Source organism: Acinetobacter sp. SM1B, assembly GCF_003289665.1.
GTDB classification, from domain to species: Bacteria; Pseudomonadota; Gammaproteobacteria; order Pseudomonadales; family Moraxellaceae; genus Acinetobacter; species Acinetobacter schindleri.
The window spans coordinates 2,566,009-2,589,967 of the sequence record NZ_QMBM01000001.1 but is presented as its reverse complement, the minus strand read 5'-3'; the positions used below and the strand labels follow the sequence as shown (position 1 = coordinate 2,589,967).

The window sequence follows — 23,959 nt, the reverse complement described above, 5'->3', positions numbered from 1 at the left end:
AAGTGGTAGGGGAGCGTTCTGTAAGCCGATGAAGGTGGATTGAGAAGTCTGCTGGAGGTATCAGAAGTGCGAATGCTGACGTGAGTAACGACAAAGCGGGTGAAAAACCCGCTCGCTGAAAGACCAAGGGTTCCAGTCAAACGTTAATCGGGGCTGGGTGAGTCGACCCCTAAGGCGAGGCCGAGAGGCGTAGTCGATGGGAAATTGGTTAATATTCCAATACTTCTGTTTAATGCGATGAGAGGACGGAGAAGGTTAAGTCAGCCTGGCGTTGGTTGTCCAGGTGGAAGGTTGTAGGCATGTATCTTAGGCAAATCCGGGGTACTCTATGCTGAGAACTGATAGCAAGCTGCACTTGTGCAGTGAAGTGGCTGATACCATACTTCCAGGAAAAGTCTCTAAGCTTCAGTTAAACAGGAATCGTACCCGAAACCGACACAGGTGGTCAGGTCGAGTAGACCAAAGCGCTTGAGAGAACTCTGCTGAAGGAACTAGGCAAAATGGTACCGTAACTTCGGGAGAAGGTACGCTGCCGGCGGTGATAGGACTTGCTCCTTGCGCTGTTGGCAGCCTCAGAAACCAGGCCCCTGCAACTGTTTATTAAAAACATAGCACTCTGCAAACACGAAAGTGGACGTATAGGGTGTGATGCCTGCCCGGTGCTGGAAGGTTAATTGATGTGGTTAGCGCAAGCGAAGCTATTGATCGAAGCCCCAGTAAACGGCGGCCGTAACTATAACGGTCCTAAGGTAGCGAAATTCCTTGTCGGGTAAGTTCCGACCTGCACGAATGGCATAATGATGGGGGCGCTGTCTCCAGCAGAGGCTCAGTGAAATCGAAATCGCCGTGAAGATGCGGTGTACCCGCGGCTAGACGGAAAGACCCCGTGAACCTTTACTGCAGCTTGACATTGAACTTTGATCTTACTTGTGTAGGATAGGTGGGAGGCTTTGAAATGGCGACGCTAGTTGCCATGGAGCCGTCCTTGAAATACCACCCTGGTAATATTGAGGTTCTAACTCTGTCCCGTTATCCGGGACGAGGACCATGTCTGGTGGGTAGTTTGACTGGGGCGGTCTCCTCCTAAAGAGTAACGGAGGAGTACGAAGGTGCGCTCAGCGTGGTCGGAAATCACGCGTAGAGTATAAAGGCAAAAGCGCGCTTAACTGCGAGACCCACAAGTCGAGCAGGTACGAAAGTAGGTCTTAGTGATCCGGTGGTTCTGTATGGAAGGGCCATCGCTCAACGGATAAAAGGTACTCTGGGGATAACAGGCTGATACCGCCCAAGAGTTCATATCGACGGCGGTGTTTGGCACCTCGATGTCGGCTCATCTCATCCTGGGGCTGAAGCAGGTCCCAAGGGTATGGCTGTTCGCCATTTAAAGAGGTACGCGAGCTGGGTTTAGAACGTCGTGAGACAGTTCGGTCCCTATCTACCGTGGGCGCTGGAAATTTGAGAGGATCTGCTCCTAGTACGAGAGGACCAGAGTGGACGAACCTCTGGTGTACCGGTTGTGACGCCAGTCGCATCGCCGGGTAGCTATGTTCGGAAGGGATAACCGCTGAAAGCATCTAAGCGGGAAGCCTACCTCAAGATAAGATTTCCCTGTGACTTTATGTCACCTAAAGAGCCGTTGAAGACTACGACGTTGATAGGTTGGATGTGGAAGTNACTAATTGCTCGTGAGGCTTGACTATACAACACCCAAACAGTTGTTGTATTAAAGCTGAAATCGATTCAAAACCAAACAGTCAATAACGACTGATCTTGATTCAGAATACGCTAGAACATATACTGCAACTCAGATATTATCTGTTAAACTCATTTGACCAAGCATTGGCATCTAAATAAGACCAAACGCAAAGTCATACCAGTTGTGCTGGCGACCATAGCAAGAGTGAACCACCTGATCCCTTCCCGAACTCAGAAGTGAAACCTCTTAGCGCTGATGGTAGTGTGGGGTTTCCCATGTGAGAGTAAGTCATCGCCAGCTCATTATTCTAAACACCCCCTGTCATTTGAAAGGGGGTGTTTTTTTATGCCTGAGATTTAATCGATTGATCGCTTAGTGAAAACTGCGGACCAAAAGCTCTATCAGGTGAAAGTCTAATGTGATTCAGCCTGTAGCAAGGGATGGTTTCAATATAGTTAGGACTTATCGGCGCAAGCTAGGGTTATTTCCGTTTACGATTGTTAACCTTTTTATGCTTTTAGTGAGCGTTTGAGATGCTAAATTGTAAGTTATTCGTTTTAATAAGTATGTAGAATAACAATGAAACAGGTTCATCTCGCAGCAATGTTGTGTTTAGGCTTTATCCCTTATAGCCTGACTGCCTGTCATGCACAGAACAAGACGTCACAGGAACTCAATAAGAGTCCGGAAGCGGCAAACTCTACTTCCGAAACTGTAATTGCACCTTCTTCCACTCAAGTACAGCAAGCCTATAAGGTCAATAATATTGCCGAGTTTAATGAACCATGGGCGATAGCACCTTTAAAGGATGGTCGTCTACTGGTTACCGAGCGTAAAGGCAGGCTGTACTTATTCGATCCAGAAACCAAGAAAAAGACTGAAATTAAAGGCACCCCGGAAGTGGCTTATGGCGGTCAGGGCGGCTTGGGAGATGTCGCATTACATCCTGATTTCGCCAATACCCCATGGATCTATCTGAGCTATGCTGAACAGGGTCAAGGCGGTTATGGCGCAGTAGTAATTCGTGGCAAGTTGGATTTGAAGCGTAGTACACCACAGCTCACCCAGATCGAAAAAATCTGGACACAAGTACCTAAGTTTTCTTCAGGGCAGGGGCACTATGGTCACCGAATTGTATTCGGGCCGGATGGCAAGCTCTGGATCAGCTCGGGTGAACGTCAACAGTTTGATCCTGCACAAGATATGAAGTCTAATGCCGGTAAAATTATTCGCCTGAACGATGATGGCTCGATCGCTGCCGATAATCCCTTTATGAATCAGGGTGAAATTGCCCAGCAGGTTTGGAGTCTTGGACACCGTAATCCTCTGGGAATGGCGTTTGATCCACAAGGGCAGCTTTGGGTGATTGAAATGGGACCGAAGGGCGGCGATGAACTAAACAAGATTATCAAGGCTAAAAATTATGGCTATCCTTTAGTATCAAATGGTGATCATTATGATGGAAAGCCAATTCCTGACCACAGTACCCGACCTGAATTTGAAGCACCTGTACTGGACTGGACGCCGGTAATCTCTCCCTCTGACCTGAACTTCTATACCGGAAAAATGTTCCCGCAATGGCAAAATAAAGCGATAGCCACAGGTCTTTCTTCCAAGGCAATTATTATTATAGATACGATGCAGCAACCTGCCAAAGAAGTTCAACGGCTCGATATGAAAGCACGGATTCGTGGCGCAGTACAGGCTCAGGATGGGGGCATCTGGGTGATTGAAGATGGTCCTCAGGCACGTTTGTTAAAGCTTACAGCGCTTTAAGTACTGATTTTTAAAAAAAGAGGATTTTTTGGAATCCTCTTTTCGTTTAAGAGTAAAAATATGCTTATAAAGGTATAAAAGAAAAAGCCCTGACATCCTGTCAGGGCTTTTCCAGATTCATTTATCAAGGTATAACTCCTATCATACCGATCAGCTTCCTGCTGCATTTATTGTTTTTTATTCTTCAAGACATCCTGTCCTGTATGTCTTAACTATAAGAGGAATTCCGGATTTGGTATAGCCTCAATTCTCCCCAATACTTGTGCGCCATAGCGTACAGTGGTGCTGAAATTTACAGCAGGATTACGGGAGCACTTAAGCTTATAGAAAACCCATAAAGTAAAAGACCTCGACATCCTGTCGAGGTCTTCTGGATTTGCTGTGAAGATCTGACTCCTGTCGGATCTGGCAACTTCCTGTTGTAATGCGCTTTTTCTTATTCTTATATCGCTATTGGACATCCTGTCCGGTGATGACTTAAATATAGCGTGTATATTTGTAGGCAAATAGCAGTGATTTCTGCTTGGCTTGTAAGCTAAAACGGACGTGGCTGTCCGCAGCAACTTATGCACTGACGTACTGAATCAGCTTGTCTACCACGCCTCGTAAGGTTTTATTATCGAATTCATTCCCTTCAAAGGTATAGTCCATAGCACGACTAAAAATATCACGGATTTCGATTACCGCATTGGTATCCACTAAACCAAGCTGTGTACCGACCTGACGGATCTGATCAATAGAGCGCGAGCCATTGGTCGCACCATAGCCGACATAAGCCGCCGGTTTGCCTTGCCATTCCTTACCCAGATAATCCAGGGCGTTTTTTAGGGCTGGACTGTAGCCATGGTTATATTCCGGGCTGATAAAAATAATGGCATCTGCGAGTGCAATGAAATCAGCCCATTCCTGCTGTTTAGGCTGGTCATAAATACCGGTGAGTGGAGGATGTGCGCCAGCAAACATCGGCAGGTCCCATTCTTTCAGATCGACAATTTCAGCTTCCACTGTACTGAAGTGATAGGTTTTAATTTGTTTAAAGATCCAGTCAGCTACTTTGATCGCTACACGTCCTTCGCGAATACTGCCTACAATGATGTAAATCTTCATCTTATTATCCTGTCATTGCTTCACTCAATTTAAATTAATCAGAATAAGCAAGGATGAATAGGCATGATTTGTATCTTGGTATCTGCATTATAAAAAAAAGCGCCCAAAGGCGCTTTGTCGTGAAATGATGCTTACATCAATTTCACACCTTGTTGACCGGCTGGGGTTACTTTAAAGATTTCTACTTCAAAAGTAATGTTCTTGCCAGCTAGCGGGTGGTTGAAATCCACTTCAGTGATGTCATCACCGACGGTTTTCACCACGCCATACAGGCTTTGTTTCGCTTTGTCTTCAAACTCGATCATATGACCTTCAATTGGGCGTTCGCCAAATTTCACAGTATCAAATTTTTGTACGTTTTCAGGATTCCATGGACCGAAAGCATCTTCAGGAGGAAGACTTACGGTACGACGGTCACCGGCGCGTAAACCGAACAGCGCTTTTTCAAAGCCTGGTAGCAAGCTGCCATCGCCCATCACCAGACTTACCGGCTCAGTACGACTACGGGTATTGTCAATTTCAACACCATTTTCAATGGCTACTGAGAAATGAAGCTCAACCTTAGAGCCAGCTTCAATACGAGTTTCCTCATTAGGATTAATAAAATCAGTCATGTTATTTCGCCTGCTGTTGGTTGCGTTTTCCTTCTAAGAAGAAGGTGTCAATCAGCATTAAAATAGTACCTAACGTAATGGCACTGTCTGCAAGGTTAAAGGCAGGGAAGTGGCTATTCTGATAATAAACATGAATAAAATCGACTACATAGCCGAGAGAAACACGGTCAATCAGGTTGCCGATGGCACCGCCCAGAATCAGGGCAACGGCCAAAGGTAAAACTTTCATGTTCTTTGGCATACGCATCAGCCAGAACACGAAAATCACAGACACTACTCCTGCCAGCGAAGTAAAGAAATAACGTTGCCATCCACCGGCATCGGACAGAAAACTAAAGGCTGCGCCATAGTTATGCAGTAATGTCCAATTTAAAAAGGGCAGGACGGGTACTGGATCTGCGTAATTCAGACTAGTGGTCGCAATCCATTTGGTCCATTGATCCAGAATAATTGAAACAATAGTCAGACCTAACCACCACAAGTTGTGAGGATAGAACTGGAATAAGCCCTTTTTTTCTTGTGGATTAGGCATATTTTCTCTCTTCGCCTTGGCCTGTCGGCAGGTTGATGATACAGCGGCCACACAAGCCTGGGTGTGATGCATGTGTGTTTACATCAGGAAGTACATGCCAGCAGCGTACACATTTCTCACCGTCTGCTGCAGAAACTTTCACATTCAGACCTTCCAGATCAGATGCTTCACCTTGGGCAGTCTTAAAGTCATTCACGATCACTTGAGAGGTAATCAGTACAAAACGCAGTTCATCACCCAGTTTGTCCAATACCGCTTTCAGCTCGTTCGACGCCCAAAGTTCAACTTTGGCAGACAGGTTCGAACCCACTGTTTTTTCAGTACGCGCCGCTTCAATAAACTTGTTCACTGCAGATTTTACCGAAATCAGCGTTTGCCATTCAGCTTCAGTCACCAAGTTTGCAGTAGATGCAGCTGGAATATCATACCATTCAGCAGTGAACACATATTTCTCTGACTGCTCAGGAATCAATGGCCAAGCTTCTTGTGCAGTAAAGCTCAAGATCGGTGCCATCCAGCGTACGAATGCCTGTACCAGATGATACAGTGCAGTCTGTGCAGAGTGACGTGCTTGAGAATCGGCTTTGGTGGTGTATTGACGGTCTTTGATGATGTCGAGGTAGAAACCACCCAGGTCATTGATACAGAAGTTGGTCAAGGCATTGGTTACGATATGGAAGTTCATATCTTCATAAGCTTGCTGAACGGTTTTCTGTACTTCAGCCGCACGTTGCAGGATGTATTGATCAAGCGCGATCAATTGATCTACAGGAAGCGCATCAGTTGATGGTTTGAAACCATTTAAGTTGGCAAGCAAGAAACGCAGTGTGTTACGGATACGACGGTAACCATCTGATGCACGGCTAAAGATTTCTTTACCTGCAGTCATTTCATAGCGGTAGTCCGCCGATGCGATCCAGAAACGTAAACCGTCTGCCCCCATATCTTTAATGATGTCTTGTGGGGTAATAATGTTACCCAACGATTTCGACATCTTGCGGCCTTTCTCATCCACCACGAAGCCGTGCGTCAGCAAGCCTTTATATGGTGCCCGTTCGTTGATGGCAATCGAGGTTAACAACGAAGACTGGAACCAGCCACGGTGTTGGTCTGAACCTTCAAGGTAAAGATCCGCAGGATCTTGCAGTTCTTCACGTTCACGTAATACAGCGTAGTGCGTCGTACCCGAGTCGAACCATACGTCCAGGGTATCGCGTACCGCATTGTATTGTTCAGCATCATCACCGATGAACTCGCGTGCATCACGGTTGTACCAACCATCAATACCTTCCTGTTCGATCAGTTTAGCGACTTCTTCGATCAGTTCAGGCGTACGAGGATGTAGCTCATTGGTATCTTTATGTACAAAGAACGGAATTGGCACACCCCAAGTCCGTTGACGAGAGATACACCAGTCTGGACGGCCTTCAATCATCGCCTGGATACGGTTTTTACCCCAGTCCGGCACAAAGCTGATCTCGTTTTCGATCGCATTCAATGCGCCTTGACGTAAGCCTTTGGCATCCATGCTAATAAACCATTGTGGTGTCGCACGGAAAATAATTGGGGTTTTATGACGCCAGCAGTGCGGGTAGCTATGTTTGATTGGCTGATGTGCCCAAAGCTTGTTGGCCTCTGCTAATGCAGCAATAATTTGCGGATTGGCTTTGTAGATATGCTCGCCAGCAAACAGCGGAGACGTTGGTAAATACACACCGTTACCGCCGACTGGATTTTCTACTTTCAGGTTGTACAGCAAGCCAACTTTATAGTCGTCCACACCATGGCCAGGCGCCGTATGTACTGCACCGGTACCACTGGTGGCAATCACGTGTTCGCCCAAGATTACAGGCACTTGACGATCGTTAATCAGTGGATGTTGCAGAATCAGGTGCTCAAGTTTGCTACCGGCAAAATCAGCAATGACTTCAACAGTGGTAAAACCGTAGCGTTCAGTTGCAGATTCCACCAGATCTTTCGCCAGGATAAAGTTTTGCGCCGCTTTTTCTTCGCCACGCGCTTTCACCAGTTGATATTCAATTTCAGCATGCAGGGCAACGGCTTGGTTCGCAGGAAGCGTCCAAGGCGTTGTGGTCCAGATCACGATATCAGTACGGTCAGCGACTTCTACACCTAAACGTGCAGACAGGTCAGCCAGATCGACTACAGTGAAACCGACGTCAATCGCGTCTGATTTTTTATCTTCATATTCAACTTCTGCTTCAGCCAGAGATGAACCACAGTCCAGACACCAGTTGACCGGTTTCAGACCTGGTTCGATATGACCAGCTTTTGCGATTGCACCCAGTGAGCGAACAATATCCGCTTCTTGTTTGAAGTTCATGGTCAGGTACGGATTGTCCCAATCACCGAACACACCCATACGTACAAAATCTTTCTTTTGTAATTCAACTTGGGTGTAGGCATATTCACGGCAAGCTTTACGGAAGGTAGACGCATCGACTTTCACGCCGACTTTACCGACTTTTTCTTCAACTTTAAGCTCAATTGGAAGACCGTGACAGTCCCAGCCCGGTACATATGGGGCATCAAAGCCATCCATGACACGGCTTTTAATAATGATGTCTTTTAAAACTTTATTGACTGCATGGCCCAAGTGGATTTGGCCGTTTGCGTACGGAGGGCCGTCATGAAGTACATATTTTTTCTTGCCAATACGCGACTCACGAATCTGCTGATAAATGTTGTCGGCATACCACTCTTCTAACCATTTCGCTTCACGTACTGCCAGATTTGCCTTCATTGCAAAGTCAGTACCTGGGAGGTTTAGCGTGGCTTTGTAATCCACTGCATTTTCAGGAGTTTGCTTATCGCTCATGCAAGTTGTCTTCCAATTCAATCTGTCATTTGACAGACACGTTTTACAATAAAAATATGGGGGATTAAAAGGGAAATGTGGGGTGATTTCGACGAAACTCAAGTAGTTTCTCGACATCGTCATCAATTCCGGCTTTTAGGGCTTCAAGCGAAGGATAATTCTTTTCGCCATGCAAATAGTTTAAGAATGTCACCCGCATCAACAGGCCATACAGATTAGCAGAAACATCAGGGAAATGTACTTCTAATCGCCATTCTGGTTGTTCCTGCTGAATGGCCGGGCGGGTCCCGACATGTCCGGCGCCAAACAGACCGGTGGGGTCATAGCCAGCAATGCCTGTTTTGCTTGCATCACCAGCTCTAGCTTTATCTTTTAAAGATTCGGTTTCACACACCACTTCCACGCCATAAATACCCTGCAAACACGGTCTATGGCGGTTTAAGCGCACATTAATGGTCGGAAAATCAATGGTGCGGCCGATCTGGTCGCCATATTGTACCCGCCCGGTAATGCTATAAGGGCGCCCCAGGAGTTTGGCAGCCAGGGCAAGATCGCCTGCTTGTAGTGTCTGACGGATACGGGTCGAACTGACACGTTCGCCGTCGAGTTGTACGGTATCCAGATTGGTGACCTGAAAACCATAGTTACGCAGGAATTCGCTATTGCCCTGACGGTGTTTACCGAAGTGGAAATCATCACCCAGCACCAGATGCTCGGCATTCAGTTTATCTTTTAGAATATCGGCAAACTGTTCTGCATTCAGACTACGGAAACTTTCATCAAATTTCGCCACCGCAATATAGTCCACACCCAGTTCAGTCAGGTATTCCACCTTTTCACGTAAAGATGATATACGGGGTGGGGCCTCATAGCCTTTGAAATATTCCAGTGGCTGTGGTTCAAAGATCATTACCACGCTTTTCAGCTGTTGCTGTTCCGCCACGGCTTTCAGCTGTTTGATCATGACCTGATGACCTAAATGCACACCGTCAAAATTACCAATGGTAACCACCGTTTTAGGTAACTCTGTGCGAGACGATAAGGCATTTAGACGGAGCAGCTTCATGGGCGAATCAGGTGCTTGGAAATTCGAAGAGGCTATATATTGCCATAATCTTTACGTTTCGTCTTGTTGTTGTGTTTTTATGCAATATCTTTTATTTAAAAATCTTTAGCCCAGAACTTAATCGGCTGAATAAAATAAAAATTAATCAATATTTCCTGCTTCCTTAGCGCTCTAATAATCAGAGCTAGCTTTACTTTTCTGGCAGTTTAAACAGGTTTATAGCAGACAGGGCAGAGACCATTTTCTGCTGAGCAGAAATCGATTTTTATTTGCAGTGCTTACCTGTTTATCTTTTAATAGTCCAGTATTTTAAAATTGATATGGAAACCCAATGTCTGAACATGCACTGATTATGGCTTTGCCCAATGAATCCAAAGGCTTATTTGAAGCACAAGGTATTGATGTGCATTATAGCGGTATTGGCAAAGTCAACGCAGCCTTTAAAGCCTTTGAAGTGATTCAGAACACAGGCTGTAAGACTTTATTGAACCTGGGTACGGCAGGCAGTTCGCATTTTGATGCGCATGCCCTGGTCGAAGTCAGCCATTTTGTGCAGCGCGATATGGATGTTTCACCACTCGGTTTTGACGTCGGCTTAACCCCGATGGATCAGCATTTCCCGGGAGCAATCGAGCTTGAGCCTTTCTTTGATCATTTGCCCAAAGGTATTTGCGGAACCGGAGATAGCTTCGAAACAGGACAACCGAAAGTGCCCTGCCAACTGGTCGACATGGAAGGCTATGCACTGGCCAAGGTATGCAAGAAACTTGGCGTACGCCTGATTTCTGTAAAATACATTACCGATGGTGCCAATGACACAGCGCATCTCGACTGGGAGGAAAACTTATTGTTAGGCGCGCAAAAACTGTTATTTTTATATCAGATGTTAAAATAAGAATAAGGTCAAAGACCGGATCGGCGACCATAATGACTATGGTCGTATGCCAAGCAAAACTTATGCGTTTTGTTCAGGACGTGGTAGTACACCGTAAAGCATCATATGTACAGTGTGCTGAATCACACGCTGCTGCATGCTACGGTTACGCAGCGTTTTGCCGGTCACCATTTCCATCTGTATAGCAAAGTCGGCATAGTTCTGTGTCACTGCCCAGATATTCAGGATCAGCAGTTCAGGATCAATATCTTTAGAAATCTTGCCCTGTTCCTGCCAGTTACTGATCACCTTGGCTTTACGTTTCACCAGTTTTTTCAGTGGACCTTTCAGGATTTCCAGAATATGTGGTGCCCCCTGGATCACTTCCAAGGCGAACAGGCGAGATGCTTTCGGTTGAGTGCGTGATACTTCAATTTTCTGCATCAGATAATTGGTGATCGCTTCTTCCGGTTCTAGCTCGGCTTCAAGCATTTGCAGCGGTGCAAGCCACTTTTGCAGTACGGTGGTTAACACTTCTACATAGAGAGCTTCTTTATTTTCATAGTAATAGAAAATATTAGATTTATGCATTTCTGCAATTTGTGCAATTTCGTCCAGACTTGCCCCACTAAAACCATATAGGGAAAAAACGTCTAGAGCGGCACTGAGCAGCTGGTTGCGCTTTTGAGTACTCTTTTTTTGTTCCATCAGCAATATAAAAACAATTAAAAAAGGGAATATTGAATTGTACGGCAAATCATCAGATTTGTGCACAAAGTAGAAGTCTAATTTTTTGAATAATGATGATTTATTCTGTAGATCAACTATGTAATCCTTACAAAACTAGCGAATCCCAGTATAAAAATCAAGCTTTTGAAAATGTTTAAATTATTTTGAAGCCTTTTGTTATTGAGAAATCAGTTTAATTAATGTCAGATTCATGACATTTTATTTTTAAGATGGACTGTAATTTTAATTTTGATGAAATTCTAAGAATTATCTATCCTTCAAAGTGAAAACCCGGATTCTAGAGCCGGGTTTTATTTCTTTTTAGGTTGCCAGTACGGCATTCAGAACTCGCTGTTCCAGTTCAGCAAACTGGGTTCCTTTCTGACGTGGACGTGGCAAGTTGACACGGAACTCTTTGGCAATATGACCTTTGTCCAGCAGGATGATGCGATCTGCTAACTGTACGGCTTCACTGACATCATGAGTCACCAGGATCGCAGTAAAGCCCTGTTCAGTCCATAACTTCTCGATCAGGTTCTGCATGTCAAGGCGGGTCAAGGCATCTAGGGCACCTAATGGTTCATCCAAGAGCAGGATACGTGGTTTATGGGATAAAGCACGTGCCAAGGCTGTACGTTGACGCTGACCACCCGACAGTTGCGATGGCCATAGCCCTGCTTTTTCCTTTAAGCCGACTTTCTCCAGCATGCTTGATGCATTGGCATGCTGATCTTTCGGCAAGCCCAATTGCACATTCTGTTCAATGCTCCGCCATGGCAACAAACGCGGATCCTGGAACATCACCCGGATATCGTCCGCAGTAATACCTTCACGAATATGACGTGCTGACTTGAACTTGATTTCGCCGTAGCTCTGTTTTTCCAGATCGGCAATCAGACGCAGCAGGGTACTTTTACCACAACCACTACGACCGACAATTGCCAGGAATTCGCCCGGCTGAATATGCAGATCCAGATCTTCCAGAACCTTGACCGAGCCATAGAACTTATGCAGCTGTTCAATAATAATTTCGGCACCGATGACTGCATGGGGATCAATATCTGCCGCAGCATAGTCTTGTGGTGCAGTTTGGTCATTGGCGAGACGCCCTAAGCTGAGATCAGTCATCATATGCTCCTCAATATTATTCATTTATTTTTGATAGCCAGCATGCCAGCGCAGCAGGAAACGTTCCAAGGCAACCGCCAGAACATCCGCCAGTTTGCCAAGTAGGGCATACAGTAAAATACCGACCAGTACCACATCGGTTTGCAGGAATTCACGTGCATTCATGGTCATATAACCAATCCCGGACTGTGCAGAAATGGTTTCAGCCACAATCAGCAGTACCCACACTAAACCTAACGAGAAACGTAAACCCACCAGAATCGAAGGCATTGCGCCCGGTAAAATAATTTCTTTATACAGTTGCCAACGGGTGAGCCCATAGCTTTTACCCATTTCGATCAGCTGCGGATCGACTGAGCGAATACCATGATAGGTATTGATATAGATCGGGAAGAACACGCCGATAGCGACCAGAAACAGCTTGGCTGATTCATCGATACCGAACCACAAAATCACCAGTGGAATTAAGGCCAGGGCAGGGATGTTCCGGATCATCTGTAAAGTGGTATCGAGCAGGGTAGAGGCAGCCTTGGATGAACCATTGAGTAAACCTAGAAGCAGCCCCAAACCACCACCCACCAGTAAACCACTCAGGGCACGGCCAGCACTGACTTTTACATGGGTCCAGAGTTCGCCACTCATCAGCAGAGCCCAGAATGCGGCGATGACTGCACTCGGTGCAGGTAAAATTCGGCTTTCCAGCAGGCCGGTACTAGACGCGATCTGCCAGATCAAAATTAATCCAATGGGAACTAACCAGGGCAGCAAACGCTGCCTGAATTGTGTTCCACGTGAAACCTTCTTTTCTGCGATGGTTTCAACAGAAACGACTTTTAACATTAAGCTGGCTCCTGAACACTCGCAGCTTTCTTGTTCTCATCTGGTGTGTAGTTATTCGCCACAATTTCACCGAATGGACCTGTCAGGTTTGGCTGAGTCAATTTTTTCTGGGTTTCAAGTGGTAAAAGTGGGAATACCAGTTCAGCAAAACGGATCGACTCTTCCAGATGTGGGTAGCCTGAGAAGATAAAGGTATTGATACCCAAATCAGCATATTCCTGAATACGTGCTGCGACAGTTTCAGGGTCACCTACCAGTGCTGTACCTGCGCCACCACGTACCAGACCGACACCTGCCCAAAGGTTTGGAGAGACTTCAAGTTTGCTACGGTCGCCGTTGTGCAGTTCAGCCATACGACGCTGACCGACTGAATCCATTTGCTTGAATTTTGCCTGCGCTGCTGCAATGGTTGCATCATCTACATACTGGATCAGCTCTTCTGCGGCCTTCCATGCTTCTTCATTGGTTTCACGAACAATCACATGTAAACGGATACCATAGCTAAGCTTACGGCCTTTCGCTTCAGCTTTGGCACGGACATTTTCAATCTTTTCTTTGACTGCTGCAGGTGGTTCACCCCAAGTCAGGTAAGTGTCAACCTGATCTGTTGCAAGTTCAATCGCCGCATCTGAAGAACCGCCGAACCACAGTGGAGGATGGGGCTCTTGAACGGGTGGATAGAGCAATTTTGCATCGTCTACACTTAAGCGTTCACCGTGGAAAGTGAAGCTTTCACCCGTGTGAGAGCGTTTCAGGATTTCACGCCAGATCGTCGTGTATTCAGTTGCAGTCTTGTAGCGGGTTTCGTGATCTTCATACACGCCGTCGCCTTTTAGTTCCTGCTCATCACCACCAGTGACCAAATTTAGCAAGACACGGCCACCAGATAAACGGTCAAAGGTTGCTGCCATACGTGCAGCCAGTGCAGGAGTCGTTACACCCGGACGTAGCGCAACCAGGAATTTCAATTTCTTGGTCGCGTCAATCAGGCTGGCTGCGGTTAACCATGGATCTTCACATGAACGGCCTGTTGGAATCAGTACACCTTCATAGCCCAGGTTATCGACCGCAACTGCAATCTGTTTCATATAGGCATGATCGACCTGGCGTGCACCTTTGCTGGTACCTAAGTAGCGGCTGTCACCATGTGTCGGAATAAACCAGAAAATTTTCATGTCTTTGATCCTTGAATTATTTGCCTGCCCAAACGGCTTGCTGAATATTGATAGATTTTGGAATGATCTTGAGTTCGCTAAAACGGTTCGCGAGTTCTTGCTGGTCGGCAATCACTTTCTTGGTGAGCGGTGCAGCACCAGATGGATTAGGACGACGCTGGATAAAGGTCTGGCTGACAATTGGTTTTAAGCCAGTACTTTGCGCAAAGATTTTTGCAGTTTCAGTTTTATGACGCTGTACCCATTTATCTGCAACATTGACCTGTTTGATAATTCCTTTTAATGCTTGCGGGTGTTTTTTAATTAAACTTTCTGAAGCCAGATAGAAGGTATAATTGGGACTTAAGCCTTTTCCTGAAGATAAGACTCTGGCTTTATCTTCTACTTGCGCTGCAGCATAGTACGGGTCCCAAATCGCCCAGGCATCAATCGCACCTTTCTGGAAAGCTGCGCGTGCATCCGCAGGGCTTAACCAGATTGGCTGGATATCGGTCCATTGCAAACCTGCCTTACGTACTGCCTGGACCAGTAAATAATGCGAGCTGGAACCGCGATGAACGCCGACACGCTTACCTTTGAGCTGGCTCAGTTTGGTAATTTTGGAATTGTGTTGTACCAGAATGGCAGAAGAGAGCGGTTTTGCAGTTTCATAAGCAAAATAATGCAATGGCTTATTACCAGCTTGAGCATAGACAGGAGGAGTGTCTCCAGTCGCACCGATATCAATAGAACCTACAGCTAATGCTTCTAAAATTTGTGGTCCGCCTGGAAATTCGTTCCAGCTGATTTTTGCATTTGGAAATTCCTGTTCAAGCAGCTTTTGCTGTTGTGCAATGACCAGGTTTACCGAAGCTTTTTGGTAGCCTACACGAAGCTGTTTCACTGACGGATCAACTGCCCAAGCGGCACTTGAACCCAACATCGCACAAGCAACTAATGCGGCATTCATAGCATGACTGGAGGTCTTGAACCATGTGATTGCTTTGTTGTGTCGCTGATGTTGAGTCATTATTAGATCCCCTGATATTTTCCTATGATTTATTGGATTAAAATTGCTGATTGAATATTCAGTTTTGCTGGAATCAGTTGCTGGCCATAAAAGGCATCAGCGACCTGCTGCTGTTTTTGCGCCACTTCTGGCGTGAGCGGTTTTACCCCAAAGCCCATACGTGAAATTGAAGTTTTCAATACGTCAAATGCCAGGCCTGTTGGTTTTTCTAGAAGTTTCGCTGCCTCATCTTGATGGCTAGATACCCATTCAGTAGTCAGGTTCAGCTCCTTCACTACCGCATCAATGATCTGTGGATTCGCTTCAGCGAACTTACGATCAGCCAGATAGAACTGATGATTACTCACGATATTCTCACCAGTTGCAATCACACGTGCACCAATCTGATGTTCTGCTGCTGCAAAGAACGGATCCCAGATCACCCAGGCATCAACCGCTCCACGCTCAAAAGCGGCACGTGCATCAGAAGGCGGCAGGTACACCACTTCAATATCGCTGAGTTTCAGATTATTGGCTTCAAGGACTTTTAATAGTAAGTAATGAACATTTGAGCCTTTGTTGAGTGCAATACGTTTGCCTTTCAGGTCCTGGACAGACTGAATATTTGAGTCTTTTTGTACAATCAGAGCTTCAGCTTTAGGTGCTTCAGGCTGGTTTGCGACATACACCAGATTTGAGTTGGCTGCCTGAGCAAAGATTGGCGGTGCTTCACCGGCTTCACCAAAAGACACACTGCCTACATTCAGACCTTCAAGTAATTGTGGACCTGCCGGGAATTCCACCCATTTCACATTTACGCCTTGTTGTTTTAATGCAGTTTCTAAAGTGCCGCGTTCTTTCAAGATTGGAAGGACGCCATATTTTTGGAAACCGATATTCAGCGTTACACTTTCTTCTTTTTTAGAGCAGCCAGAGAGCAACATCACGCCAGCAATAGCAGTACTCAGAGCTGCTGTTTTTGCAATGAATTTAACCGTAGATTGGCGCATGAATATAAACTCCTGACAAAAAGCCAATTAGATGGAATAGACAAGTTAGGCATACGCTAATCGTTTTTTATTTTCCAAAAAAATAACAATTCGGGAATTTCTAATGAGAAAAAAAGATAAATAAAAAAGCGCAAAATTTATGTAGAAAAGTGATTTGGAATCTTTATGGAATTTAATTTTTATACAATTTACGTTATTGAAATATATATTTAATTTTTTTAATAAAATATAAAGATATGGATATGAAAATCCATGCAAAGCTTTTTAAGTTAAATATTTGAGAAATCTACATATCTTTAGCAAAAAATAAGATATATAAACAAATAAAAAGTCACATTAAAGTGACTTTTTACAAACCAGGGAATTACGCTGATAGTTATATAGCGCCTGACGGGCATCGGGCAGATCATCGACAGAGGACTGTTCAAAACCCTGTTCCAGGAACCAATGTGCAGTGCGGGTGGTTAGAATAAACAGTTGCTGAATACCCATGCTCCGGGCTTTATCTTCCAGATAATTCAGAATCTGGCTGCCGCGGTTGGACTTGCGATAACTTGGATCGACAGCGACACAGGCAATTTCAGCAGAACGCAGCTCATTGCCTGTGGTTGGAATCGGATATAACGCGGCACAGGCCAGAATCATGCCGTCACGTTCAATGACTGCGAACTGTTCAATTTCATTTTCCAGACGTTCGCGTGAGCGATACACCAGAATGCCTTCTTCTTCCAAAGGCCGTAGCAGGTTAATCAGACCGCCAACATCCTGAATGGTAGCCATACGTACATCTTCATAATGAGCATCGGTAATCAGAGTGCCTGAACCATCTCGGGTGAAGAGTTCTTCCAGCAGCGCACCATCATGAGCATAGGAAATCAGATGCACACGGTTGACGCCATTCATCGAGGCTTCCTGTGCAGCGCGAAGTTGCAAGCTTAGTTCGGATGGCAGGTCTTGAGCATCCTGCATTATATAAGCATCCAGCTGACTTGGCTGCACTTCACGTTGCAATTGTCCATCCGTATTCAGCAGGCCATGCTGTTTACCCAGGAAAATCAGCTTGTCTGCCTTGATACGAATCGCAGTTTTGGTCGCAACTTCCTCCGCCAGCAGGTTGAACACTTCGCCAGTGGTGGAATAACCGGTTGGTCCAAGCACCACAATGTTATGGCTGTCAAGATGACGCTGAATCGCATTGGTATCTACGGTACGGACTTCACCGGTTAACTGGAAATCAATACCGTCACGAATCCCATAAGGCTTGGCAGTAACAAAATTACCGGATACGACATCTATACGGGCGCCATACATGGGTGAGTTGGCCAGTCCCATTGAGAGCAAGGCTTCAATCTGCAGGCGGATTGAACCCACCGCATTCATGACACAGCTCAACGATTCACGGGTTGTGATTCGGCGCTGACGATGAAAAGGCGTGCTGATCTGACTCGTTGCCAGATTCTGGTTAATCTGTGGACGCGCACCATGCACCAGAATCAGATGAATTCCGAGAGAATGCAGTAGGGCAATATCGTGAATAATATGCTGGAAATTGTCATGCAGCACCGCCTCGCCATCAAACATGATCACGAAGGTCTTGTTACGGTGCGCATTAATATAGGGCGCAGAATGGCGAAACCAATGCACATATTGCAAAGTTGTGCTTTGAGACGGTTCTGCTGGGTTCATGCGCTGGCCTATATTAGAAAATAATACTTAATTGAATTTGATTCTAAAAAAAGCCGGGAACGAAGTACAGCAATAAAAAAACACCTGAAGCGTGGACTTCAGGTGCAATGGAGAAAAGATACAGAATTAAGATTTAGTTGAGGATACGGATAATCTTGTCATTACGCTCATTGACTAGCACATAATCACCATTGATTTTGTACCACTGCTGGTTTCTGCCTGCATTTGGCAGACGGCGTGCTTCATAACCACTTACTTCAAAACGGCGGTTGTCATACTGGTTAGGCAGCTTTTGACCGACACGCCAGTCACGGCTTGGATTTACCACGCGGTTGTTATAGCGTTTATCATTCCAGCGACGGTTATCACGGCGATCGTCCCATTTTTTCGCATCTTTATGATCCCAATGCGGTGCCGGTTTATGTGGCGCATAACGCGGATCATGTTGCGGTGCAGCCATTGCAGAAGTTGCAACTAAAGCACTCAAGGATAAAGCGATTGTTGTTAACACTTTTTTCATGGCATTCACCTGAATTCATCATTATCGTTTCGATGAGACTAAATTAGCGAATCAGTAGAGAGAAACCGTGAGGGCAATTTAGGCGAATTGTTAAATTTATGAAGAAAAAAAGAAGAATAAGAGGGAATTACAGGTTTTTTTAGTCAAGAACAGCATCCAATACCACCTGACTAAAATAAAAAAGACCCAAACAAGTTGGGTCTATGAAAATGTGAGGATTTAATGTCCAAGAATTCGAATGATACTGTTGTTGTCCGAATCCACCAAAATGTATTCATTATTGACTTTATACCATTGCTGTCTGCGGTCAGGTTTTGGCAACTTGTGGTCTTTATATTCAACTTTATAACCATTACCGCGATAATGCTGTGGCATCACATAGCCGGGTTGCCATTTCATTTGCTGTAAACGCTTTACACCACGCTCTTCACGCATACGGCGACGGTCTTCATGGTCATCATCTGCGCGATCACGGAATTTTTTAGACTGACCTTGACGTTGATCCATATGACGTTCATCATCAAAATGCGGCGCAGCATTGGCAACATTCGTCAGCATTAATGTACTGATAGACATTGTCAAAGCAACCAAAAGCTTTTTCATGGTGAACCCTCAATCAATTGTTCATTTTCTACAGTCTAATTTACGCAAAAATTGCAGAGAAACTGTGAAGATCAGGCATGTATTCTTTAAAGAATGCAGAGAGATTATGACTATGCCATGATTTCAGTAGTTTTTGAACACTTCATACAGGCTAAGCGCTTGAGAAGCTGTGAAATACTATCCTGAGGCTAATGTATGGTGAGGTCAAGAGAAACTCGGTTAATTAGGGCAATTTATCTCCTGTATTCCAGTCGAATAGTACCTCAATATTTGCAGGTCTGAACTAGTTCCATTGTTCAGTCAAACCCTGTAACGACTGGATCGCTTCAGCCACACATTCCGCTTCAGTGGCATCATCTAAAGCTTGAATCAAGGTAGCTGATAATTGCAGGCTTTCAATATGGCGAATAGTCTCGATTTTACGTTTTTGGTCAGCCATGCTGGATTCTCCTTTATCTGGTCATCATCTTGAATACAGGTATCATAGCGCTCAGGCTTTAATTTGGAAAACCGAATAAAATTATTATTAGTATTTAAAAAACCGATTTATAGCTGTTTTTAATAGGTTTCCCGAATAAAAAAAGAACACGCTTGGCGTGCTCTTATATCGGTTTAAACCTGGCTTAGTAAGCGTAGTTCAGATCGGTATAGTCAGTCAGGGACTTCTGGATATGTGCATTAATAAAGGCACGTACATCATCCGTGGTCATGGGCTTGCCTTGATTGCTAATTACATGTTCGATATCCGGCTGATTTTCAATTTTAATGCGATACACAAAATGTTTAGCCAGACGGTAGCCATCATCCAGTTTTTCAATACCTGTCACATAGTAATAGGCATGTTCAAAGTTCAGATCGGTATGGGAAAAGATAAACTGCTCGAATAGTTTCAGCTTGCTGCCATTTTCGAGTACCTTGATGTCGTCCACAATGCTGGCTTCAAACTTCACGCCGTATTTTTCAGAAACTGGCTGCTGATCAATCAGAAGTGACACCATGCCATCTTCCAAAGTGGTCACGGTGATGTTGTTTAGGTCAGTCATGTTGCACTCGAATCAAAATCTGTTAGCGATAGTATGGGTGAATTTTAGCGAAACTCAATGCGACCAGGGTGGAGTCAGATAAGATTTATGCATTATTTCATTCTAAAATAGCAATAAAAAAGGGAACCAAGGCTCCCTCATTTCAATCATTTTCACTTTAATCAGCAGTTAATCCTGCGCATCAATACTTTGACCATTCATATGCAGGCTGTCATCACCCATCAGGTACAGATAAGCCGGCATAATCGATTCCGGGGTTGGCAAGGTTAGTGGATCTTCATCCGGATAGGCTTTAGAACGCATCGCAGTCCGGGTTGCACCCGGATTAATGCAGTTAAAGCGCACATGTGGATGTACATTTTCTTTGGCAAATAGCTGGCTTACCGCTTCAATAGCAACCTTGGAAACTGAATAAGCTCCCCAGCGTTCACGCACCTGACGGCCTACACCTGAACTGGTAAAGACCACGGAAGCATGCTCAGATTTTTCGAGCAGAGGAAGCAGGGCCTGAGTCAGCACAAAGGGTGCACGCAGGTTGACAGCCATTACATCATCCCAGACGCCGGGGCTATAGTTTGCCAGTTCAATCCGTTCACCGAGCATGCCTGCATTATGCAGAATTCCGTCCAGACGACCAAACTGTTTACTCAGTGTTTCGAACAGGAGTTCGTAATCACGCTCAGAAGCACTGGAAAGCTGTAAAGGCAGAATTGCCGGGCGTGGTGCACCCAAACCTTCAATTTCATCGTAGATGACTTCAAGCTTGTTCAGGGTACGACCATGCAGCACTACCGTCGCACCATGCAGGGCATAGCTGATCGCTGCTGCACGTCCAATGCCATCGCCGGCACCTGTGATCAGGATAATACGATCCTTTAACAGGTCTGAGCGAGGTTGATATTCTGAATACTTCATGAACGACCTCCTTATTTCTTGCTTATTGTTGTGAAGTTTAATGTTCTGACCGGAACCTGAGTTTTAGCCGAGTACTGGCTTTAAAACCAGATCCTGAATTCGTTGATGTAATTCTTCTACACTATGCACGATACAATCGGCCTGCCAGGCGTTTAAATTATCTTTATGTTCTAAAGGCAGATAACCATAGGCTGCCAGAATAGTATACATATTGGCTGCACGTCCGGCATCGATATCACGTGGATGATCGCCGACATAGATACAGTCTTTAGCCGCCAGGTCAATCTGTTTTGCTGCCAGATACATTGGCTCCGGATCCGGTTTGGTACGGCCCACATCTTCCGGGCAGACCAGTACCGAACAGCGCTCTGAGAGATTCAATGCCGCAAGCAGCGATTCACTTAACCAGCGTGGTTTATTGGTGACAATACCCCAAGGAATACTGCGTGCCTCCAAAGCTTCCAGCAGTGGATACATGCCGTCAAACAGGTCAGTATCTACTGCAATATCGGCACCATACAGGTCTAAGAAACGCTGACGATGCGCCAGCAGGAGAGGATCTTCCAGCTCGAGTTCCGGATAGACCAGCTTGACCATGGCACGAGCACCTTCTGAAACCTGAGTGCGGATCAACTCTGGTGCTACTACTTCACGGCCTTCTTCGCGGCACATATCCTGAATAATGCGGACAAAGTCGGCAGCAGTGTCAATTAAGGTACCATCGAGGTCAAAGAGAACTGCTTTCATTCAGCAGCTCCATTCGCCTGTTCTTTTGCCGTATAGACCATATAGTTAACATCTACATTGGGCGCTAACCAGTACCGTTTGGTCAGCGGGTTATAGTGCAGACCCGTCATATCTTTTAGTTTAAGACCAGCGTTGCGGATGTCATGCGCCAGTTCAGATGGTTTGATAAATTTGCTGTAATCATGCGTACCACGTGCCAGCATACGCAGCACATATTCTGCACCAATAATGGCAAACAGATATGACTTCGGATTACGGTTAATGGTCGAGAAGAACACATGACCGCCTGGTTTTACCAGCTTATGGCAAGCCTGAATGATCGATGCCGGATCTGGAACATGCTCCAGCATTTCCATGCAGGTCACCACATCGTATTGTCCCGCCTGTTCCTCGGCGAGTTGCTCAACAGGAACCTGACGGTATTGAATATTGCTGACACCTTCCTGTTCCGCATGTAGACGTGCCACATTCAGTGGTGCTTCACCCATATCGATACCAAGCACATCAGCACCACGGCGTGCCATGCTTTCGGCCAGAATGCCACCGCCACAGCCCACATCCAGAACTTTCTTGCCGCTCAAGCCGCCAGCATATTCGTCAATCCAGTTCAGACGTAGTGGATTAATCATGTGCAAAGGGCGGAACTCGGAATGCTGATCCCACCATATGGCTGCGAAAGCTTCAAATTTGGCAATTTCTTGTGGATCAACATTCAATTGCGACATCGGTGTCACCTCAATCAAGTCATTATATTTTAAAAAAGTTCAATGTTGATTAGTGTAGCGCTTCCTGCAAAAAAAGCGATAAAAGCCTTAAAAAAGTTCACAGAATAAAAACGAAAGCCGCATATTTGATTTATCCACTGGAGCGTAAAACCTCGTGGTTCAGCACGAGGATATAAGCGACTGGAGTAAACCACATGAACGACACGAAATGTCGTTTTAAATACTTGTACTATAGTCACTATTAAGAAAAATACTGTTAAAATAATTGGATGAAGACACTCAAATTACGCATAAAAGACAAACATTGCAAGGTGCTAAATCAGTTAGCATCCGAAGTAAATTTAGTTTGGAATTATGTCAATGATTTGTGTTTTAAACATCTTCAAAAAAAACAACAATTCTTTTCAGCATACGATATTGCAAAATACACGAAAGGCACATCGAAAGAATGCAACTTGCACAGTCAAACTATTCAGGCAGTGACAGAAGAATTGGTCACAAGACGCAAGCAGTTCAAAAAAGCAAAACTAAAATGGCGTGTCAGTAATAAAAAATCAGCTAGACGCTCACTGGGTTGGATACCGTTTAAAAAGGTTGCAATCAAATATGCTGATGGCTGTGTTCAATATGGTAAACACCAATTCAAGTTATGGGATAATTACGGTTTAAGTCAATACAGGGTTAAAACAGGCTCATTCGTTGAAGATAGCCGAGGCCGTTGGTATGTATGTCTTGTAGTTGACAATGCTAAAACAGAGAAAACCGCCGCTATAACCTCAATTGGCATAGATTTAGGTTTAAAAGATTTAGCCACTTGTTCAGATGGCGTAAAACTTAAAGCCCCTCAAATCTATCGGAAATATGAACAAAAACTTGGTATTGCTCAACGTGAAAAAAATAAAAAACGAGTGAAAGCAATTCACGCCAAGATTAAAAATGTAAGACAAAACATGCTGCATCAATTCAGCCATAAACTGGTAAAAGAACATGCAGCAATCTTCGTTGGCAATGTGAATGCCAAAGCATTAGCGCAAACTAAACTAGCCAAGTCTGTGTTAGATGCCAGTTGGACAACACTAAGAACCATGCTCAAGTATAAATGCGAGAACGCAGGGGTATGGTATGAAGAAGTCAATGAAGCCTATACCACCCAAACTTGTTCGTGCTGTGGCTCACGCTCCAGTAGTCCGAAAGGTAGAGCAGGTTTAGGAATAAGAGAGTGGCAGTGTGGTGAGTGTGGTAGCTCATGGGATCGGGATGTAAATTCCGCACTGAATATTCTTGCGCTCGGGCATGAGCGTCTAGCAGTAGGAATCCCCTTGCTTTAGCTGGGGGAGGATGTCAAA

At 45.2% G+C, this 23,959-nt stretch carries 22 protein-coding genes and 2 rRNA genes (1 of these 24 cut by a window edge); 5 read left to right on the top strand and 19 right to left on the bottom strand.

The features are described 5' to 3' along the window. From C8322_RS12485 to C8322_RS12475, 3 genes are all read left to right on the top strand, one after another. Nucleotides 1–1,700: ribosomal RNA gene (locus C8322_RS12485) — 23S ribosomal RNA — on the top strand; it begins 1,209 nt to the left of the window's first position. Nucleotides 1,701–1,881: 181 nt separating this feature from the next. Then, nucleotides 1,882–1,996: ribosomal RNA gene (gene rrf, locus C8322_RS12480) — 5S ribosomal RNA — on the top strand. Between the two features lie 279 nt (nt 1,997–2,275). Further along, the gene (locus tag C8322_RS12475; RefSeq protein WP_111810719.1) at nt 2,276–3,472 is read left to right on the top strand and encodes a PQQ-dependent sugar dehydrogenase; all 1,197 of its coding nucleotides are present in this window, start codon (nt 2,276–2,278) and stop codon (nt 3,470–3,472) included. A 564-nt stretch (nt 3,473–4,036) separates the two neighbouring features. On the opposite strand, the gene C8322_RS12470 is transcribed toward C8322_RS12475, so the two are convergent. From C8322_RS12470 to ribF, 5 genes are all read right to left on the bottom strand, one after another. Next, complete coding sequence (locus C8322_RS12470; RefSeq protein ID WP_004813948.1) at nt 4,037–4,579, bottom strand: NADPH-dependent FMN reductase; 543 nt, start codon at nt 4,577–4,579, stop codon at nt 4,037–4,039. Nucleotides 4,580–4,710: 131 nt separating this feature from the next. Then, a complete protein-coding gene (locus C8322_RS12465; RefSeq protein WP_004890959.1) occupies nt 4,711–5,193 on the bottom strand; it encodes an FKBP-type peptidyl-prolyl cis-trans isomerase in 483 nt (160 codons plus the stop codon). Between the two features lies 1 nt (nt 5,194). After that, nucleotides 5,195–5,725 carry a signal peptidase II gene (lspA, locus tag C8322_RS12460; RefSeq protein WP_004813944.1) on the bottom strand — a complete coding sequence of 177 codons (531 nt, stop codon included), beginning with the start codon at nt 5,723–5,725 and terminating at the stop codon, nt 5,195–5,197. After that, nucleotides 5,718–8,564: an isoleucine--tRNA ligase gene (gene ileS / locus C8322_RS12455; protein ID WP_111810718.1), complete on the bottom strand. Its 2,847-nt coding sequence runs from the start codon at nt 8,562–8,564 to the stop codon at nt 5,718–5,720. Before ileS ends, lspA begins: the two co-directional genes overlap by 8 nt. A gap of 64 nt (nt 8,565–8,628) precedes the next feature. Beyond that, on the bottom strand, nt 8,629–9,630 hold the full coding sequence (gene ribF, locus C8322_RS12450; protein ID WP_048882118.1) for a bifunctional riboflavin kinase/FAD synthetase: 1,002 nt from the start codon (nt 9,628–9,630) through the stop codon (nt 8,629–8,631). 331 nt (nt 9,631–9,961) lie between these two features. Here ribF and C8322_RS12445 point away from each other — a divergent pair, with 331 nt between their 5' ends. Next, on the top strand, nt 9,962–10,525 hold the full coding sequence (locus tag C8322_RS12445; protein ID WP_004890952.1) for a hypothetical protein: 564 nt from the start codon (nt 9,962–9,964) through the stop codon (nt 10,523–10,525). A 60-nt stretch (nt 10,526–10,585) separates the two neighbouring features. Here the strand turns inward: C8322_RS12445 and C8322_RS12440 are convergent, their stop codons facing one another. The 14 genes from C8322_RS12440 to ubiG form a co-directional block, all read right to left on the bottom strand. Beyond that, nucleotides 10,586–11,221 (bottom strand): TetR family transcriptional regulator C-terminal domain-containing protein, encoded by a 636-nt coding sequence (locus C8322_RS12440; protein ID WP_171058634.1) that lies wholly within the window; start codon nt 11,219–11,221, stop codon nt 10,586–10,588. A gap of 333 nt (nt 11,222–11,554) precedes the next feature. Continuing rightward, entirely contained in the window at nt 11,555–12,361 is an 807-nt protein-coding gene (locus C8322_RS12435) for an ABC transporter ATP-binding protein (RefSeq protein ID WP_111810717.1), read from the bottom strand. A 24-nt stretch (nt 12,362–12,385) separates the two neighbouring features. Further along, nucleotides 12,386–13,201, bottom strand: a complete 816-nt coding sequence (ssuC, locus tag C8322_RS12430) for an aliphatic sulfonate ABC transporter permease SsuC (RefSeq protein WP_111810716.1) — start codon at nt 13,199–13,201, stop codon at nt 12,386–12,388. Further along, on the bottom strand, nt 13,201–14,376 hold the full coding sequence (gene ssuD / locus C8322_RS12425; RefSeq protein ID WP_111810715.1) for an FMNH2-dependent alkanesulfonate monooxygenase: 1,176 nt from the start codon (nt 14,374–14,376) through the stop codon (nt 13,201–13,203). Before ssuD ends, ssuC begins: the two co-directional genes overlap by 1 nt. A 16-nt stretch (nt 14,377–14,392) precedes the next feature. Continuing rightward, entirely contained in the window at nt 14,393–15,385 is a 993-nt protein-coding gene (locus C8322_RS12420) for a sulfonate ABC transporter substrate-binding protein (protein ID WP_111810714.1), read from the bottom strand. Nucleotides 15,386–15,414: 29 nt separating this feature from the next. Continuing rightward, a complete protein-coding gene (locus C8322_RS12415; RefSeq protein WP_111810713.1) occupies nt 15,415–16,374 on the bottom strand; it encodes a sulfonate ABC transporter substrate-binding protein in 960 nt (319 codons plus the stop codon). Between the two features lie 336 nt (nt 16,375–16,710). Then, nucleotides 16,711–18,060, bottom strand: a complete 1,350-nt coding sequence (argA, locus tag C8322_RS12410) for an amino-acid N-acetyltransferase (protein ID WP_008305899.1) — start codon at nt 18,058–18,060, stop codon at nt 16,711–16,713. Nucleotides 18,061–18,193: 133 nt separating this feature from the next. Next, nucleotides 18,194–18,580, bottom strand: coding sequence for an RcnB family protein (locus C8322_RS12405; protein ID WP_008305898.1), 387 nt, complete (start codon nt 18,578–18,580; stop codon nt 18,194–18,196). A gap of 219 nt (nt 18,581–18,799) precedes the next feature. Next, nucleotides 18,800–19,183: an RcnB family protein gene (locus C8322_RS12400; RefSeq protein ID WP_004813917.1), complete on the bottom strand. Its 384-nt coding sequence runs from the start codon at nt 19,181–19,183 to the stop codon at nt 18,800–18,802. A 283-nt stretch (nt 19,184–19,466) separates the two neighbouring features. Then, the gene (locus C8322_RS14425) at nt 19,467–19,622 is read right to left on the bottom strand and encodes a hypothetical protein (protein ID WP_167367438.1); all 156 of its coding nucleotides are present in this window, start codon (nt 19,620–19,622) and stop codon (nt 19,467–19,469) included. Nucleotides 19,623–19,806: 184 nt separating this feature from the next. Next, nucleotides 19,807–20,226: a hypothetical protein gene (locus C8322_RS12395; RefSeq protein ID WP_008305897.1), complete on the bottom strand. Its 420-nt coding sequence runs from the start codon at nt 20,224–20,226 to the stop codon at nt 19,807–19,809. A gap of 168 nt (nt 20,227–20,394) precedes the next feature. Then, nucleotides 20,395–21,141, bottom strand: a complete 747-nt coding sequence (locus C8322_RS12390) for a YciK family oxidoreductase (RefSeq protein ID WP_004813911.1) — start codon at nt 21,139–21,141, stop codon at nt 20,395–20,397. Nucleotides 21,142–21,204: 63 nt separating this feature from the next. Further along, nucleotides 21,205–21,888: an HAD family hydrolase gene (locus C8322_RS12385; protein WP_004813910.1), complete on the bottom strand. Its 684-nt coding sequence runs from the start codon at nt 21,886–21,888 to the stop codon at nt 21,205–21,207. Then, nucleotides 21,885–22,613 carry a bifunctional 2-polyprenyl-6-hydroxyphenol methylase/3-demethylubiquinol 3-O-methyltransferase UbiG gene (gene ubiG, locus C8322_RS12380; protein WP_004813907.1) on the bottom strand — a complete coding sequence of 243 codons (729 nt, stop codon included), beginning with the start codon at nt 22,611–22,613 and terminating at the stop codon, nt 21,885–21,887. Before ubiG ends, C8322_RS12385 begins: the two co-directional genes overlap by 4 nt. Nucleotides 22,614–22,882: 269 nt before the next feature. On the opposite strand from ubiG, the gene C8322_RS12375 reads away from it, so the two are divergent. Continuing rightward, nucleotides 22,883–23,941: an RNA-guided endonuclease InsQ/TnpB family protein gene (locus C8322_RS12375; RefSeq protein ID WP_111810712.1), complete on the top strand. Its 1,059-nt coding sequence runs from the start codon at nt 22,883–22,885 to the stop codon at nt 23,939–23,941. The last annotated feature ends 18 nt before the right edge of the window (nt 23,942–23,959 follow it).

Excerpts from the sequence above, each read along its gene's own strand:
- C8322_RS12475 (WP_111810719.1), top strand. The coding sequence starts at position 2,276 with ATGAAACAGGTTCATCTCGCAGCAATGTTGTGTTTAGGCTTTATCCCT.
- C8322_RS12470 (WP_004813948.1), bottom strand. The coding sequence starts at position 4,579 with ATGAAGATTTACATCATTGTAGGCAGTATTCGCGAAGGACGTGTAGCG.
- C8322_RS12465 (WP_004890959.1), bottom strand. The coding sequence starts at position 5,193 with ATGACTGATTTTATTAATCCTAATGAGGAAACTCGTATTGAAGCTGGC.
- lspA (WP_004813944.1), bottom strand. The coding sequence starts at position 5,725 with ATGCCTAATCCACAAGAAAAAAAGGGCTTATTCCAGTTCTATCCTCAC.
- ileS (WP_111810718.1), bottom strand. The coding sequence starts at position 8,564 with ATGAGCGATAAGCAAACTCCTGAAAATGCAGTGGATTACAAAGCCACG.
- ribF (WP_048882118.1), bottom strand. The coding sequence starts at position 9,630 with ATGAAGCTGCTCCGTCTAAATGCCTTATCGTCTCGCACAGAGTTACCT.
- C8322_RS12445 (WP_004890952.1), top strand. The coding sequence starts at position 9,962 with ATGTCTGAACATGCACTGATTATGGCTTTGCCCAATGAATCCAAAGGC.
- C8322_RS12435 (WP_111810717.1), bottom strand. The coding sequence starts at position 12,361 with ATGACTGATCTCAGCTTAGGGCGTCTCGCCAATGACCAAACTGCACCA.
- ssuC (WP_111810716.1), bottom strand. The coding sequence starts at position 13,201 with ATGTTAAAAGTCGTTTCTGTTGAAACCATCGCAGAAAAGAAGGTTTCA.
- ssuD (WP_111810715.1), bottom strand. The coding sequence starts at position 14,376 with ATGAAAATTTTCTGGTTTATTCCGACACATGGTGACAGCCGCTACTTA.
- C8322_RS12420 (WP_111810714.1), bottom strand. The coding sequence starts at position 15,385 with ATGACTCAACATCAGCGACACAACAAAGCAATCACATGGTTCAAGACC.
- C8322_RS12415 (WP_111810713.1), bottom strand. The coding sequence starts at position 16,374 with ATGCGCCAATCTACGGTTAAATTCATTGCAAAAACAGCAGCTCTGAGT.
- argA (WP_008305899.1), bottom strand. The coding sequence starts at position 18,060 with ATGAACCCAGCAGAACCGTCTCAAAGCACAACTTTGCAATATGTGCAT.
- C8322_RS12405 (WP_008305898.1), bottom strand. The coding sequence starts at position 18,580 with ATGAAAAAAGTGTTAACAACAATCGCTTTATCCTTGAGTGCTTTAGTT.
- C8322_RS12400 (WP_004813917.1), bottom strand. The coding sequence starts at position 19,183 with ATGAAAAAGCTTTTGGTTGCTTTGACAATGTCTATCAGTACATTAATG.
- C8322_RS14425 (WP_167367438.1), bottom strand. The coding sequence starts at position 19,622 with ATGGCTGACCAAAAACGTAAAATCGAGACTATTCGCCATATTGAAAGC.
- C8322_RS12395 (WP_008305897.1), bottom strand. The coding sequence starts at position 20,226 with ATGACTGACCTAAACAACATCACCGTGACCACTTTGGAAGATGGCATG.
- C8322_RS12390 (WP_004813911.1), bottom strand. The coding sequence starts at position 21,141 with ATGAAGTATTCAGAATATCAACCTCGCTCAGACCTGTTAAAGGATCGT.
- C8322_RS12385 (WP_004813910.1), bottom strand. The coding sequence starts at position 21,888 with ATGAAAGCAGTTCTCTTTGACCTCGATGGTACCTTAATTGACACTGCT.
- ubiG (WP_004813907.1), bottom strand. The coding sequence starts at position 22,613 with ATGTCGCAATTGAATGTTGATCCACAAGAAATTGCCAAATTTGAAGCT.
- C8322_RS12375 (WP_111810712.1), top strand. The coding sequence starts at position 22,883 with ATGAAGACACTCAAATTACGCATAAAAGACAAACATTGCAAGGTGCTA.